The 14,059-nt window shown below is 70.0% G+C and carries 17 protein-coding genes; 9 read left to right on the plus strand and 8 right to left on the minus strand.

The annotated features are described in order from the left end of the window. Positions 1–36: 36 nt before the first annotated feature. Positions 37–219, minus strand: coding sequence for a hypothetical protein (locus HEB94_RS08150; RefSeq protein ID WP_192749332.1), 183 nt, complete (start codon positions 217–219; stop codon positions 37–39). A 194-nt stretch (positions 220–413) separates the two neighbouring features. On the opposite strand from HEB94_RS08150, the gene HEB94_RS08155 reads away from it, so the two are divergent. Continuing rightward, positions 414–1,436, plus strand: a complete 1,023-nt coding sequence (locus HEB94_RS08155; RefSeq protein ID WP_192749333.1) for an SRPBCC family protein — start codon at positions 414–416, stop codon at positions 1,434–1,436. 63 nt (positions 1,437–1,499) lie between these two features. After that, positions 1,500–1,865, plus strand: a complete 366-nt coding sequence (locus HEB94_RS08160) for an ArsR/SmtB family transcription factor (protein WP_192749334.1) — start codon at positions 1,500–1,502, stop codon at positions 1,863–1,865. Positions 1,866–1,896: 31 nt separating this feature from the next. Here HEB94_RS08160 and HEB94_RS08165 read toward each other — a convergent pair whose 3' ends face one another. The 4 genes from HEB94_RS08165 to HEB94_RS08180 all read right to left on the minus strand — a co-directional run bounded on the left by HEB94_RS08165 (position 1,897) and on the right by HEB94_RS08180 (position 4,166). Next, a complete protein-coding gene (locus HEB94_RS08165) occupies positions 1,897–2,832 on the minus strand; it encodes a S1C family serine protease (protein WP_192749335.1) in 936 nt (311 codons plus the stop codon). Positions 2,833–2,971: 139 nt separating this feature from the next. Continuing rightward, on the minus strand, positions 2,972–3,220 hold the full coding sequence (locus HEB94_RS08170; protein WP_192749336.1) for a hypothetical protein: 249 nt from the start codon (positions 3,218–3,220) through the stop codon (positions 2,972–2,974). A gap of 318 nt (positions 3,221–3,538) precedes the next feature. Next, complete coding sequence (locus HEB94_RS08175) at positions 3,539–3,766, minus strand: hypothetical protein (RefSeq protein ID WP_192749337.1); 228 nt, start codon at positions 3,764–3,766, stop codon at positions 3,539–3,541. Between the two features lie 82 nt (positions 3,767–3,848). Then, positions 3,849–4,166, minus strand: coding sequence for a hypothetical protein (locus tag HEB94_RS08180; RefSeq protein ID WP_192749338.1), 318 nt, complete (start codon positions 4,164–4,166; stop codon positions 3,849–3,851). 237 nt (positions 4,167–4,403) lie between these two features. On the opposite strand from HEB94_RS08180, the gene HEB94_RS08185 reads away from it, so the two are divergent. From HEB94_RS08185 to HEB94_RS08195, 3 genes are all read left to right on the plus strand, one after another. After that, positions 4,404–5,255, plus strand: coding sequence for a helix-turn-helix domain-containing protein (locus HEB94_RS08185; protein WP_192749339.1), 852 nt, complete (start codon positions 4,404–4,406; stop codon positions 5,253–5,255). Between the two features lie 9 nt (positions 5,256–5,264). Beyond that, entirely contained in the window at positions 5,265–5,462 is a 198-nt protein-coding gene (locus HEB94_RS08190) for a DUF397 domain-containing protein (RefSeq protein ID WP_337917518.1), read from the plus strand. Between the two features lie 159 nt (positions 5,463–5,621). Beyond that, positions 5,622–5,819, plus strand: a complete 198-nt coding sequence (locus HEB94_RS08195; RefSeq protein WP_192749340.1) for a DUF397 domain-containing protein — start codon at positions 5,622–5,624, stop codon at positions 5,817–5,819. Between the two features lie 102 nt (positions 5,820–5,921). On the opposite strand, the gene HEB94_RS08200 is transcribed toward HEB94_RS08195, so the two are convergent. Next, a complete protein-coding gene (locus tag HEB94_RS08200; protein ID WP_192749341.1) occupies positions 5,922–6,908 on the minus strand; it encodes a WYL domain-containing protein in 987 nt (328 codons plus the stop codon). Between the two features lie 133 nt (positions 6,909–7,041). Between HEB94_RS08200 and HEB94_RS08205 the strand changes: the two genes are divergently transcribed. From HEB94_RS08205 to HEB94_RS08215, 3 genes are all read left to right on the plus strand, one after another. Continuing rightward, a complete protein-coding gene (locus HEB94_RS08205) occupies positions 7,042–7,788 on the plus strand; it encodes an alpha/beta fold hydrolase (RefSeq protein ID WP_192749342.1) in 747 nt (248 codons plus the stop codon). Between the two features lie 100 nt (positions 7,789–7,888). Further along, entirely contained in the window at positions 7,889–8,905 is a 1,017-nt protein-coding gene (locus HEB94_RS08210; protein WP_192749343.1) for a helix-turn-helix domain-containing protein, read from the plus strand. A 144-nt stretch (positions 8,906–9,049) separates the two neighbouring features. Next, a complete protein-coding gene (locus HEB94_RS08215) occupies positions 9,050–9,445 on the plus strand; it encodes a peptidoglycan-binding domain-containing protein (protein ID WP_192749344.1) in 396 nt (131 codons plus the stop codon). A 259-nt stretch (positions 9,446–9,704) separates the two neighbouring features. Here HEB94_RS08215 and HEB94_RS08220 read toward each other — a convergent pair whose 3' ends face one another. Together HEB94_RS08220 and HEB94_RS08225 are read right to left on the minus strand one after the other, a co-directional pair. Further along, positions 9,705–10,688: an aldo/keto reductase gene (locus HEB94_RS08220; protein ID WP_192749345.1), complete on the minus strand. Its 984-nt coding sequence runs from the start codon at positions 10,686–10,688 to the stop codon at positions 9,705–9,707. Positions 10,689–10,839: 151 nt separating this feature from the next. Continuing rightward, positions 10,840–12,150 carry a hypothetical protein gene (locus HEB94_RS08225; protein WP_192749346.1) on the minus strand — a complete coding sequence of 437 codons (1,311 nt, stop codon included), beginning with the start codon at positions 12,148–12,150 and terminating at the stop codon, positions 10,840–10,842. Positions 12,151–12,204: 54 nt separating this feature from the next. Between HEB94_RS08225 and HEB94_RS08230 the strand changes: the two genes are divergently transcribed. Next, positions 12,205–14,046 carry an MBL fold metallo-hydrolase gene (locus HEB94_RS08230; RefSeq protein ID WP_192749347.1) on the plus strand — a complete coding sequence of 614 codons (1,842 nt, stop codon included), beginning with the start codon at positions 12,205–12,207 and terminating at the stop codon, positions 14,044–14,046. Positions 14,047–14,059 lie beyond the last annotated feature (13 nt).

The raw sequence follows: 14,059 nt of genomic DNA on the forward strand, positions 1-14,059 counted from the left end.
TGGTGTCTTCGGCAACGTCAGCGACGAGGACATCGCTCACACGCAGCCGACCCCGAACGACTCACCGTCCACCCCCGGTGTCCCCGAGTCGAACCCGCGCTCCTCGAACCCCGCGTCCGCGAACCACGCCCGGATCTGGGGAGTCGCGTCGGGCGCGGCCCGGTGCCGGGTCCAGACGACGACCGCGTCCGGCGCGCACAGCTGCGGCAGGGTGGCCACGTTATGTCCTACGGGCGACGCCGTCACCGCTTCGGACCGGCGTACGGATGTTCCGCTTCGTACGGCCGGGGCAGGCACGCCACCTGACCTGAGAGCCCAGTATTTCACCATTGACTTATATAAGTCTGCGGTGAATGATCGGCGCAGCGCCGCGGCCTCACGAGCACGCGGCCCGACCCGAGGACGGCTCCGCGATGGCAGATCCGAGCAGCATGGTCACCGGTACCGAACGACGTGTCTTCCGGTTCGGGCGGAGTCGGGGCGTCGCCGCCCTCCGCCACTACGACGCCGCACCGGAGGAGGTGTGGAACGCCTGGACCGACCCGGCTCGACTCGCTCGCTGGCTCGGCGAGGTCACCGGCGACCGGCGTGAGGGCGGGACCGTCCGGGTTCACCTCGGGAACCCCGGCGAGCCCGACGCGGTGGCGACGTGCCAGGTCCTGCGCTGCGACCCGCCCCGCCGCCTGACCGCCACCTGGTCCTTCCCCGGCGAACGCGACTCCGCCGTCGACCTTCGGCTCCACCCCGACGGATCGGGCTCGACGCTTCGACTCGAGCACGTGGGCCTGGCGCAGGCCCGCCTCGCACTCGGATCCGGATGGGAGACCGTCCTGCTGCGGCTCGGGGAGTTCCTGCACGGCGCGGACCCGGCGCGACTCCCCTGGTCGGAGACCGAGCCGACGCTCGCACCCCTGTGGTCGGCCCGCGCGGAGGTCGCCGAGACCGACGACCGTTGGCCCTCAGCGGTCTCGACCGCCGAGACCTCGACGCTCGAGTGCGGCCGCGACGTCGCCGCACCCGCCGACCAGGTCTGGGCGGCGGTCACCGACCCGAACCGGCTCGCCCGGTGGTTCGCCTCCGTCGAGGGCGAGCAGCAGATCGGTGGAGCCTGGACCGCGACCTTCTCCAACGGGAAGGCCCACGGCGTGGTCGAGGAGTGCGTGCCCGGCGAGCGCCTGGTCACCTCGTGGCGCTGGGACCACGAACCCGACGGCGCGACACCCGCCCGGGTGACGCTCAGCCTCCACCCGAGCGAGTCGGGCACCTCCGTGACGCTCACCCAACGCGGTCCGGCCACGCCGGCCGCGACCGGTCTCGCCGCGGGCTGGTACGCCCACCTGGCCGGCCTCGCGTCGTACCTGGGAGGCAGCGAACCGGCCGAGACCGACTGGAACGCCGACTTCGCGCTGGCCCGGGTGGTGCTCCGCGACCAATGACCGGAGACGGGCGTCCACCTATCAGAATTGACTTATATTCAAACGCTCCGAACAATCGAGGACATGCACGCCTTCGACGTTCTCGGTGACCCCGTACGCCGGCGCATCCTCGACCTGCTCGCCGACGGCGAACAGACCGCGGGATCGATCGTGGAGACCGTGCGAGAAGAGTTCGGGATCAGCCAGCCGGCGGTCTCCCAGCACCTCCGGGTGCTCCGCGAGAACGGCTTCGCGACGGTGCGCGCCGAAGGCACCAGACGGCTGTACTCCGTGGACGCCACCCCGCTGCAGGAGGTGGACGCGTGGCTCGACCGCTACCGCGGCTTCTGGAGCCAGCGCCTCGACGCCCTCGGCACCGAACTCCGCCGCGGCGCGCGGAACCGAACGGGGCAGACGGGACGGACGAACCGCAAAGCCCAGCAGGGCTGAGCCCTCCCGCCGACCTGCGGCGGGCGGGGGGTCAGCCGCTCGAGGCGGTGAGTTCGGACGGTACGGCGACGACGTCGACCATCGCGCCGTTGCGGAGCACCGTCAGCTCCACCGAGCGGCCGATGGCGTCGGCGAACATCAGCCGCTGCAGGTCCTGCGCCCCCCGCGTCGGATGCCCGCCGGCCGCCAGCAGTAAGTCACCCGGACGCAGGCCGGCCATCGCGGCGGGGCTGCCCGGGACCACCTCGACCACGCGGAGCGCCCGTGGGTGGCCGAGCCGTTCGGCCAACTGGGTGGGTACGGGGGCGGGCGTACTGACCAGGCCGAGATAGGCGCGGCGTACCCGGCCCTGCTGCAGGAGTTCGCCGACGATCCGCCGGGTGGTGGAGTTCAGCGGCACGGCGAGCCCGACGCCGACCCCGGCGACCGCGGTGTTGATCCCGACGACCTCGCCGTCGGCGGTCGCGAGGGCGCCACCGGAGTTGCCCGGGTTGAGGGCCGCGTCGGTCTGGATGACGTCCTCGATCAGCCGGACGGTACGGCCGTCCCGCGCGGGCATCGACCGGCCGAGGGCGCTCACCACACCGGCGGTGATCGAGCCGGCCAGGCCGAGCGGATTGCCGACCGCGACCACGAGCTGGCCGACCCGCAGCGCGTCGGCGTCACCGAGCCGGGCGGGTCCGGGCACGCCGCGCCGTACGCGCAGCACGGCGAGGTCGGACAGCGGGTCGGTCCCGATCACGTCGAACGGAGCCTCCGTCCCGTCGGCGAACGCCGCCGTCCCGCTGCTCGCCGGGCCGACCACGTGGCCGTTGGTGAGGAGGTAGCCGTCGTCGGTGAAGACGACGGCCGAACCGGCGCTCTCGCCGCGGCCACCCCAGGAGGTCTGGTGCGGCACGGTCAGGCTCGCCACCCGTGGGATCAGCTCGTCGGCGACCCGGGTCACGATCTCCGAATAGGGATCCATCGGGCGCCCTCCAGGCTCAGGCCGCACAGCATCGACTTGCTGCGATTACACGCTTACAGCGTCGATGCTACGTGCGGGCGTCAACCGGCGACTCGCCTTCCGCGCCCCACTCGTAGGCCCCCTTGCCCGCGATCACGGGTCAGTCCGGGGCGCCAGCCCGCGTGGGAGCCGGTTCGATGGGCGTAGTCGGCGTGGCGGTCGGATCCGGCGCGGGAGGGTCGTAACAGACCCAGCCACCGACGCGTTCCCACAACGGCCTGTCGCACTGGTCCGCCGGCGACGAGTCCGCGGCCAGATCCGGTGGCACGAAGGCGACGACGGCGCCGGCCCCGCCACCGACAAGCCCGATGAGGACGGCCGCCCCCGCCAGCACGCGTGGTCCGTGCATGAGTCCACCCCCGTGAACCGTCGAGATCCCGGCGAACCATCGAAGCCTCCGCGAGCCGTCGAGATCCCCGTGAGCCGGTTCGACCGCTCGAGTGGGCCCGGGCACTCCTCCGCGGCGCCCGGGCCCACTCGCGGAGCAGATCGCTCCAGCAGCGCGAATCGGCGCTTACAGGTGCGACATACCCATATCGGCGTCGAATAGTGCGCCGGACTCCCGCCCGTCTTGGGAGCGGATGACCCGGCCGACGTCGTTGGCGGCCGGGACATCCGGGCAGGACCGCCCGGCTGCGCGGGCGGCCCGTTCGTGGTGAGAAACGGTCTACGGGGCCTGGGGCGGTGGCTGCGCCTCGATGAACTCGCGGGCGTGCCGATGCTCGGCGAGCCAGACGTCGGCCTCGCGGCGGGGCAGGCGTTCGAGGTTCTGCAGGATGCGCTCGCGGAGTTCCCAGTCCTTTCGTGGGTGAAGTCCACCCTCGACGACAGCGTTCTCCAGATACGCGAGACGACCGTAGATGCGCTGCTTGCGCACCACCCAGGCACTGCTCAACGGCCAAACACCGCCGCGGCGTAGACGAGGCCAAAGGCCGCGGCCACCAGGAACTCCAGCGCTTTCCACGCGCGGGCCCGCATCAGGTGAGTTGTCCGGCGAACAGCCTGCGCAGGTAGACGACGACCGCCTCGAGGTCGTCCCCGTCCGCGATCGAACGCAGCCAGCGGGACCATTCCCAGTGCGGTTTGTCGTCGTACATGACACACCTGATCGTGAGCCAGGTCGTACGGTCCTGCGGATAGCGGACCTGCACGGCCCAGGTGTCCCCGAGTTCGTAGACCTTCGTCTCGTACAAGCCGTCGAGGCGGTCTTTGAGCTTGCGGGCGTACGTCTCACTCGTGTCTCGCCGCGCGGCTAGCCGCGCCTCCACAGCCCCTAGTGCGTCGTTGATGGTCACGGCCGAGCCTCCCCGTTGAGGTGGTGAACCCTTCAACTAAACGGGTGATGATCTCTTTCGGACCATCCCGTTATGAATGATGCAGCTACATCGTGAATGTCACACTGGCATCCTTAAGGGAGCGACGCAAGCATTTGCGTGACATGGGGGGAAAGAGTTGGTTACGGTTAGTGAGCGATTCGCTTGTAATGCTCATCCAGTTCCGAATCATGCGGTTACTGAAGGGACGTTCCGAACGTGATCAGTCCGTATGTCCGGCGTCTCCGCCTAGCCCGCGAACTCATCGCACTGAGGGAGTCGGCCAAGTTCACGCACGCACGACTCGCCAAGGCGACCGGTGAGTCGGCAGCAAAGATCAGTCGTCTCGAGAACGGGCACATCCGCCCTCGTCTCGACGACGTCCTCAAGATCCTTGATGCTCTGGGCGTTACGGATGGGGAGCAGTGGACGAGGCTCGTCACTATTGCGCGTGAGGCCGCCGAACGGGGCTGGTGGGACGGAAGTGACATCGACAACCGGCAGGCGTTGTACGCCGATCTCGAGGCGGGTGCGGCCACGATCCGTGAGTACCAGCAGACGATCGTGCCCGGCCTCCTGCAGACCGAGGAGTTCACCCGAACCATCGCGGTGACCGATGACCTGACGTTGGGGACGGCCCCCGCGACCCCCGACTCGGTCAGCCGAGCACGTGCTGGCCGGCAGCGAATGCTGCGCCGGCCGGGTGGTCCCAGCTATGAGGTCATCCTCGACGAGGTTGTGGTTCGGCGACCAACCGCTCCGGCGCAGGTGCGGGCCGCCCAACTACGTCGTCTCACCGAGTTGGGAGCGTCGACGACACTCCAAGTGCTACCCGTGGACGCCGAGATCGAGGCGCACACCGTGCCGCGCTCACCATTTTCGCTGTACACGTACCGCGATGCGAACGATCCTGTCATCGCCGCGGTGGATACTGTGACGTCCGATTTGGTACTCACTGCGGAGAATCAGATCGACCCGTATGAAACCCTGTGGGCACGCCTTCGCGAAGCCGCACTGTCCCCGACAGACAGCGCGGCTTTCATCGCGAAGGTGGCTGACGAGATTAACTAGGAGGATCTCGTGATCGTTCAGTTTAGCGGCTGGAAGAAGTCCAGCTACAGCAATGGAGGCGGGAACTGCGTCGAGGTCGGCCAGGTGCCAGGCCTCGTCGGTGTCCGCGACACCAAGGACCGTGAGGGCGGGACGCTCGCCGTCCCGAACGCTGCGTGGTCCGCGTTCCTGACTGGTGTGAAGGCAGGCGAGTTCGACCTGTCGTAACCTCCAGCACCTGCGGAACGGGCTCGTCTTCGACGGGCCCGTTCTTGTCGTTCGCTGTACTCGGAAACAATCCGCGTGCACCCTGCGGTGGCAGCCGACGAGCCGTCTTCACCGACGCCACGTCGAGCCCATGGCGAGCCAGGCCACTGGAGGGAGCCCATGTCCATGCAGGTCAGCGAATGGAAGAAGTCCAGACACAGCGGTAACGGCGGGAACTGCGTCGAGGTCGGCCTCACACCAGGCCTCGTCAGAGTCCGCGACACCAAGGACCGCGAAGGCGGGACGCTCACCGTCCCGACAGCCGCATGGTCGGCGTTCCTGACGGGTGTGAAGGCAGGCGAGTTCGACCTGCCCTGAGCGCAGGATCGCACCATCGCACCACCTGAACGGGCTCGTCTCCTTGGCGGGCCCGTTCGTGGTCGCGAGGGCAGCCTCGGACTCGCGGGCGCTGTTCCGTGCTCATGGGGACGGATGGGCCATGGCGTCGGCGTGGAGGGCGTCGGCGAGTGAGCGGACGTGCTCGCGCAGCTCCTCGGGCCGGCGGATCTCGAACCGCCAGCCCAGGCCCGCGAGCATCAGCGCGACCCCGTCGAGTCGCTCGGCGCGAAGCGTCACGAGGACGCCGCCATCCACCTCGGTGAGCGTCGCCATCGTGGCCGGGATCCGCCGGCGTACGTCGGCAAGCGGCGCCCGCAGCACGAACTCCACCTCGTGCGCCCACGGCACCTGGGCCAGGGACCGGCTCACCGAGGCCACCGCGTCGAAGTCGCCGGGTGGTTCGAAGGTCTCCGGCAGCGACTCCAGAGTGGAGATCCGGTCCACGCGGAACGTCCGCACCTCGGCGCGCCGGTGGTCGTGGCCCGTGACGTACCAGCGGCCACGGTCGACGACGAGCCCGTAGGGGTCGAGGTCCCGTTCGGTCCGCTCGCCCTGCCTGGACTCGTAGCCGATCCGCACCCGCCGACCCCGCTGCGCGGCCGAGGCGAGCCCGAGGACCACAGCCGTCCGCGGCGCCCGGGCGTCGCGGGCCGAACCGGTGAGGCCCAGCGTCTCCTGCACCGCGTCCACGCGTTCTCGTACCGCCACCGGCAACACCCGGGCGATCTTCGCCAGCGCGCTCTCGGTCGCACTCGCCGTCGTGGACGTCACCAGGCCGACCCCACGACTGGCGACCAGGCCGAGCACCACGGCGGTCGCCTCGTCGTCGGTGAACATCAGCGGCGGCAGCTTGTATCCCGGCCGCAGCCGATAACCGCCGTAGCGTCCGCGTTCCGCCTCCACGGGCACGCCGAACTCCGCGAGCCGAGTGGCGTAGCGGCGGACCGTCCGCGGATCGACGCCGAGGCGGTTGGCGAGTTCGGCACCACTCATCCGGTGGTGGGCCTGGAGGAGCTCGAGCAGCGCCAGGATGCGGGTGGTCGGGTGCTGGCTGTCGTCGTCGGGCACGAGTTCAAGAATGCCGTTCAATGCGGGCGGAAACGGTCCGGATTAGCTTCTAGTGTCGTCCACGAGCGGGCCGGCACCGGACTCGGGGCCGAGCAGAGAAGGACCCGCCCACCCCAGCGGAAGGACTCCTCGCATGGCCACCTACGTACTCGTCGCGGGCAACTGGCTCGGCGCCTGGGCCTGGACCGACGTCACGAACCGGCTGCGCGCGGCCGGCCACGACGTACACCCGGTCACCCTCACCGGACTCGGCGACCGGGTGCATCTCGCGTCCCGCGAGGTCGACCTCGACACCCACATCACCGACATCGTGCACACGATCGAGTACGCCGACCTGCGGGACGTCATCCTCGTCGGGCACAGCTACGGCGGCTTCCCGGTCACCGGCGTGGCCGACCGGATCCCCGACCGGCTCGCCCGCGTGGTCTACGTCGAGAGTGGCCCGCTTCCCGACGCGTCCCAACTCGACATGCTCGGCCCGGAGGGGCGCGACGCCACGCTCCAGCGGATGAAGGAGCAGGAGGACGGCTGGCTCGAACCCGCGCCGACCGCGGCGGACCTCGCCTCCGACGATCCGACGTACGCCGGTCTCGACGAGACGGCGCGGGCGCTGTTCACGGCGCACGCGGTGCCGCAACCGCTCGGCGCGAACGCCCAACCGCTGCGCCTGTCCGGGGACCCGCGTCGCGACGCACTGCCGCACACGCTGGTCACCTGCATGTTCCCGCTGGAGCAGGTGCGGGCGATGGTCGCGCAGGGACATCCGTTCTTCAGTGGCTTCGCGGGCAAGGAGTGGACCTACGCCGAACTGCCGACCGGTCACTGGCCGATGCTGTCCGAACCGGCCCGGCTCGCGGAGGTTCTCGCCGACCTCGGCTGACGTTGCCTTCCCAGAAAGCCTTCCCAGGTAGGACGCGTAGTCTCCATGGCGATACTCATCTGATGAACCCAGTGTCGTCGCCGTACGGGGAGGGCGAGAGATGCGGGAAGTCTTCGACAGTGCGCAGCTACCACCATCGGACCGGTTGGACGCCTACCACGCCTTGATGTTGGCGTCCCGCATGCGCGCGCCGACCATGTTCGCCACCGACCAGGCCACGGACGCGCGGGATGGTGAGTTCCGGGCGGTGCTGCGAGCGATGGAGTTGGGCGCGCAGCAGGTCTCCACCATGAGGTGTACGCCGATGCGGGCGAGGCGGACGCCCCGGCTGATCCGGCAGTCCGATCCGGAGTCGTACGCGGTCACACTCGTCCAGCGCGGGCACCAGGGCGTCGAACAGGTGGGGCGCCAGGCACTGGTGGGCGAGCGTGACCTGGTCGTCTACTCCACGTCCCTGCCCTTCGACGCGCAGGCGTTCGCCGACGGTCCGGAGCCGGCCTGCTCTGTTCTGGCGCTGGTGCCCCAGTCCCTGGTGCCGCTCCCTCCGGAGCGGGTGGAAGGACTGTTGGCGGTGCCGTTGTCCGGACGCGAGGGGGTCGGCGCGCTGCTGGCCGGCTTCCTCGACCAGGTGACCGCCTCTTCCGCGGGTCACCTGCCCGGCGACGGGCCGCGGCTGGGTACGGTCCTGGTCGACCTGGTCACCGCGCTGCTGGCCCATCACCTCGAGGCGGAGGAGTCGGTGCCGGCGCCGAGCCAGCAGAACGCGTTGTTCCTGGAGATCCAGGCCTTCGTCCAGGAACACCTGGGTGACCCGGGACTCTCCCCCGGCATGGTCGCCGCCGCGCACCACATCTCCGTGCGGGGCCTGCACCGGCTGTTCCGGCGGCACGGGCGCACGGTGAGCGCGTGGATCCGGCAACAACGCCTTGACAGATGCCGGAGCGACCTGGCGGAGCCGGCGCTCCATCTGACGCCGGTGCACGAACTCGCCGCCCGGTGGGGTTTCACCGACGCGGCGAGCTTCAGCCGGACGTTCCGCGCGACCTACGGCGTTCCGCCGGGCGAGTATCGCCACCAGGTCCTGTTGGGATCGTGGCACCCAACGTCAACGAGGTAGGCGCTTCAGGCCAACGACAGCACGAAGCCGACCCACTTGGATGAGAGCGACATACCACCCGGGAATCCACGTGCACCGTCGACGAGCCGACGTCACCAGGTTCGGCTCCCGGCTCGACGTGGTTCCCCTCATCCGGGAGGAACAATGCCCAACAGACCAAGGGCGATCGCGCAGCGACTCACCCGCGGCGTCATCGCACTGATGCTGGCGATCCTGGCCACCGCCGGAATCGGCGCGGCGACCATGGCACCCGCCCAGGCCGCCATCATCCCAGGGCGCTGCACGTACACGGGCTCCCAGCCCACGTTGTCGTATGCCCCCAGCACGTACAAGGTCGCCGTGAAGCAGCTGCAGTGCGAGTTGAACGCTTCGCTCTACTACACCAAGGTCACGGTGGACGGCTACTTTGGCCCAGCGACCCGGAGCGCGGTCAGGACGCTCCAGTCCTGCACCGGCATCGGGGTGGACGGGATCGTCGGAGGGCAGACCTGGGGCGAACTCAACTACTGGGCCGGATCCAACTACTGGGTCTACTGCTGACCCGTCCGTTCCAACGACCTTTACGACGTACATCGAGGCCTGGCGGGGGGCATCGATGTCATCCATCCACGCAAGTTCACCTTGACACCCCGGCACGACCTCATCGCCCGTTGGTGAGGAGCTCGAAAGCGGCGTTCCGCGTCAGGATCCCTGGCGCGGAACGCCGCTGTTCTGTTCTCTCTCCTGGGCAGCGCTCCTTCGGCAACGCTCCCAGGGCACCGTTGCTCCCAGGGCAACGCTCTTACGCAGGCGCGGCGCGTCAGCGGGGTCCGGCGGCCGCGGCACCCATCGCCGCGCCGTACCGGTCACCGACCGGCGCGGGCATGGCGTCCAGCTCCGCCAGGGCGTCGGCTGGGAGCACCAGGTCACCGGCGGCGGAGTTCTCCTCGAGATAGGCGAGCCGCTTGGTGCCCGGGATGGGTACGACGTACTCGCCCTGGGACACCGTCCAGGCCAGCGCGACCTGTCCGGGCGTGGCACCGACGCGTTCGGCCACCTCGCGGACCTTCGCCACGATCGCCTGGTTGGCGTCGAATGCCTCACCCTGGAACCTCGGCATCTTGGTGCGCATGTCGTCGCCGCTCAGCTGGCTCGCCTGGAGCCGGCCGGTGAGGAAGCCGCGGCCCAGCGGTGCGAACGGCAGGAAGGCGATGCCGCGTTCCTCGGTGTAGGGGATGACCTCGGCGAGCTGTTCCCGGGTCCACAGCGAGAGCTCGGACTGCACGCTCGCCACGGGGTGGATCGCGTCCGCCTCCTTGATCTCCTCCAGGGTCGCTTCGGACAGGCCGATCGCGCGAACCTTGCCGGCGGTGACGAGTTCGGCGAGGGCACCCCAGCTCTCGGCCAGTGGCACGGCCGGGTCGACGCGGTGCAGCTGGTAGAGGTCGACGTGGTCGACGCCGAGCCGGGCGAGGCTGCCCTCGATGGCGCCTCGGATGTATTCGGGTCGGGCGTTGCGGTGCAGTTGCCGGGCGCCGTCGGGGACCAGCCCCACCTTGGTGGCGAGGACGGCCTGCTCCCGCCGGCCGCGCAGCGCGCGTCCGACGAGCTGCTCGTTGGAGTACGGGCCGTAGGCGTCGGCGGTGTCGATCAGCGTCGCGCCCAGGTCGAGGGCGCGCTGGATCACCTCGATCGAGGTGGCGTCGTCACGTCCGGCCTCGTCGTACCCCCAGGACATTCCCATGCAGCCCAGGCCGATCCGGCCCACCTGCGGGCCGTTCTTGCCGAGCGTCGTCGTCCGCATCACGCGCGTCCTTCCTGCCGGTCGAAGCCTGCTGGTCAGCCCTGCGAGGTCGACCCTGGCGGTCGACTCTGCCAGTCAACTCAGTCGATATTTCCAGATTGTGCAGCGCAGACGGTGCCCGCGCATTCCACTACCGAGCGCTTTCGTGGCACTACCCGGACAGGGAGCGGTGGGCGAGCACCTCGACCGCGCGTTCGTAGGCCATCCGTGGCGCACCGGTCGCGACGATCACGGCGACCACGAGCAGGACGGGCCGCAACTCCGGGACGGACGCGGCGAGTCCGGGTAGCCACCACGGGAGCGCCAGCGCGACCACGGCCACGGCCACCGCGACCAGCGTCCGGGCGGCGAACCGCTGCGCCAGCCGCCGCAGCGCGGACGGCGCCTCGGCGACCGCGAGCGTCTCCCACCGACCCCAGGCGGCAGACCGCAGCCCGTCCGCGAGCGCCTCGGACAGCCGGTCGTCGCTGTCCAGGCCGCCCAGCGCGACCTGATGCCCGTGCACGCGCAGCGTGGTGGCGATCCGGGCCGCGGTCGCCGTCAACCGCTGCCGCGCGAGGCGTTGCGAACGTGGCACGAGCCGGGGCAGGCCACGCTCGACCCGGCCGGCGGCCGCACCGAACATGACGGCGTACGTGCGCCTCGACTTCCGGTCGCGCCGCCAGTAGACGTGGGATCCGAGCTGGATGGCGATGGCGTCCTCGAGGTCGGAGAGCTCCCTCCCGTCGTAGGCCGCGATGCCCAACAACCGGGTCAGGTCGGCGACGAGCTGGGCCCGCGGGTCCCGCGTACCCAGCCAGGAAGGCCCGGCCACCACGACCAGCAGCCAGGCCGCGAGCCCTCCGACAACCGCGGCCACGGTGTCGACGAACGCGCACAGGAGGACGTCGACGAAGCCGCCGTAGAGCACCTGGTCGGCCAGCAGGACGAGTACCGCCGTGATCCCGGCCGCGGCGAGGGCCCGCAGCAGCCAGGTCGCGACCCGCCGGAGGTTGCCGTGCACCTCCGGGATCTCCAGGCTGTCCGTCCACGCCGAGGCCGGTGAGTCCAGGAAGGACGGCCGGGCGAGGACGGCGACGACGACCGCGGCGGCCACCACGGCGAGCAGCTCCAGCAACGGACCGACGAAGGTCCGCCAGCTCAGGCCGAGTTCCCACCGGAACAGGTCCAGCCGCCACTGTGCGAACGCCGCCGCCAGGCACACACCCAGCGGAGTGAGCACCGCCGCGCTGAGGACGAGCGAGCGTTCGGCGCGCTCCCAGAACCGGCTTTCCTCACCGAGCGCCGCCGCGACGGCGGCGGTAACCTGCTCCCGGTCATCCGTTGACATCCGGCGTACCCACGCGCTGCTCGACACCCACAGGGTGAGTCGGCGGTCCGCGTCGACACCCGCTGGCGGCACCTCCGTGTCACTGTCTTCGTCGACCGGGAAAGGCAGTTGACGGGCTCCGGAGTCGATCACGCAGGCAATAGTCGGGGGAGCGCGCCAGCGAGCGCAAGACGGAGGGGAGATCGGATGCGCCAGATCAGCGAGAACGTCTTCTGCTTCAGCGATACGTGCAACGTCTACGTCATCCGCAACGGCGACCGGGCCGTCCTGATCGACTACGGCAGCGGGGCGGTCGTGCCCCACCTGAAGGACATCGGGGTGAGCCGGGTCAGCGGCATCCTGGTCACCCACCACCACCGCGACCAGGTGCAGGGAGTCGGTGCGGCCCCGCAGCGGCTCGGTGTCGGCCTCTCGGTGCCGCCGGTCGAGGTCGACCTGATCGCCGGCGTCGACCAGCACTGGCGTGGCAGGCAGATCGACAACGACTACAACCTGCGCGAGGACCGCTTCTCCCTGCTCGAACCCGTCAGCAGCGTCGGCACGGTGGCGGAGTACCAGACCCGCGAGTACGCAGGCATCGAGGTCTTCACCCTGCCGACGCCCGGACACACGGTCGGCTCGGTCAGCTACCTGGTCACCGTCGACGACCGCAGGTACGCCTTCACCGGCGACCTCGTCTACGGCGCGGGCAAGGTCTGGTCCCTCGCCGCGACGCAGTGGACCTACACCGGGGTGGAGGGAATCAGCGCCACCGTCCACTCCTGTCAATCACTGCTTGACGAGGAGCCGGACGTCGTCCTGCCCTCCCACGGTGACCCGATCACCGACCCACCCGCCGCTCTCGGCCTGCTCACCGAACGCCTCACCAGCCTCGCCACGATGCGGCTCGGCACGCCCTGGGACCCCGACGCACACCGGGGCGACGTGTGGGAGGTCATCACACCGCACCTGCTGCGCAGCCGGATCAGCTTCGCCCAGACCTACGCCCTGCTGTCCGAGAACGGCACCGCGCTGTTCTTCGACTTCGGCTACGACGGCACGACGCTCGCGTGGACGAGCAGTGACCGGGGCGCACGGCGGCCGCTGCTCGCCTCCCTGCGCTCACTTCGCCGCGACCACGGAGTGGACAAGGTCGAGGTTGCGATCCCCACGCACTACCACGACGATCACGTGGCCGGCCTCAACCTGCTCCGCGACGCCGAGGGGACACAGGTGTGGTCCGCGGCCAACGTCACCCCGGTGCTCGAGAGCCCACGCTCCCACGACCTGCCCTGCCTGTGGTACGACCCGATCCCCGTCGACCGGATACTCCCGCCGGGCCGGGCGGTGCGCTGGCGGGAGTACGAGTTGACGACGTACGACCTGCCCGGACACACGTTGTACGCCACGGCGATCGAGGTGGTGGTCGATGGCCGGCGGGTCGTGGTCACCGGCGACCAACAGGACGGCGGCTGGGTCGAGGGTGAACGCCGCGAGGTCCTCAACTTCCAGTACCGCAACGGCTTCCACCCCGACGACTACGTCCGCAGCGCACAGCTCTACCGCAAGCTCGCCCCGGACCTGATGATCAGTGGGCACTGGGCGCCCCGCTGGGTCGACAGCGCCTACCTCGACATGTTGCTGGCCGAGGGACACCGTCTCGCCGAGCTGCACCGCGAACTTCTTCCGCTGGACCAGGTGGAGCTGGGCCGGTTCGGGCTCGGCATCCGCATCACGCCGTACCGGTCGCGGATCAGACCCCGCAGATCCACCGTCTACTCCGTCCTCGTCCGCAATCCACTCCCGCGCGCGGAGCAGGTGACGCTGGAGCTCGTCGTTCCCTACCAGTGGAGCGTCGAGGAGCCGCGTCGAACCCTCCACCTCGGCCCCGGGCAGGAGGCGACCGTGACCTTCGCCGTCCAACCACCCGACGATGCCGGCCAAACCGGCCCGAACGGCAGGGTCGTCCGGGCCCGGATCGGCGTGGACCTCACGGCGGGGGAGGTCCGGTTCGGCCAGGTCGCGGAGGCCCTCGTCGACGTCTGGTGACGGCGTTCGACAC

Source organism: Actinopolymorpha pittospori (genome assembly GCF_014873875.1).
Lineage (GTDB): Bacteria > Actinomycetota > Actinomycetes > Propionibacteriales > Actinopolymorphaceae > Actinopolymorpha > Actinopolymorpha pittospori.

Bases quoted from the DNA above. Each gene is read 5' to 3' on its own strand.
- HEB94_RS08155 (WP_192749333.1), top strand. From the start codon at position 414: ATGGCAGATCCGAGCAGCATGGTCACCGGTACCGAACGACGTGTCTTC.
- HEB94_RS08160 (WP_192749334.1), top strand. From the start codon at position 1,500: ATGCACGCCTTCGACGTTCTCGGTGACCCCGTACGCCGGCGCATCCTC.
- HEB94_RS08165 (WP_192749335.1), bottom strand. From the start codon at position 2,832: ATGGATCCCTATTCGGAGATCGTGACCCGGGTCGCCGACGAGCTGATC.
- HEB94_RS08170 (WP_192749336.1), bottom strand. From the start codon at position 3,220: ATGCACGGACCACGCGTGCTGGCGGGGGCGGCCGTCCTCATCGGGCTT.
- HEB94_RS08195 (WP_192749340.1), top strand. From the start codon at position 5,622: ATGTCCATGCAGGTCAGCGAATGGAAGAAGTCCAGACACAGCGGTAAC.
- HEB94_RS08205 (WP_192749342.1), top strand. From the start codon at position 7,042: ATGGCCACCTACGTACTCGTCGCGGGCAACTGGCTCGGCGCCTGGGCC.
- HEB94_RS08210 (WP_192749343.1), top strand. From the start codon at position 7,889: ATGCGGGAAGTCTTCGACAGTGCGCAGCTACCACCATCGGACCGGTTG.
- HEB94_RS08215 (WP_192749344.1), top strand. From the start codon at position 9,050: ATGCCCAACAGACCAAGGGCGATCGCGCAGCGACTCACCCGCGGCGTC.
- HEB94_RS08220 (WP_192749345.1), bottom strand. From the start codon at position 10,688: ATGCGGACGACGACGCTCGGCAAGAACGGCCCGCAGGTGGGCCGGATC.
- HEB94_RS08230 (WP_192749347.1), top strand. From the start codon at position 12,205: ATGCGCCAGATCAGCGAGAACGTCTTCTGCTTCAGCGATACGTGCAAC.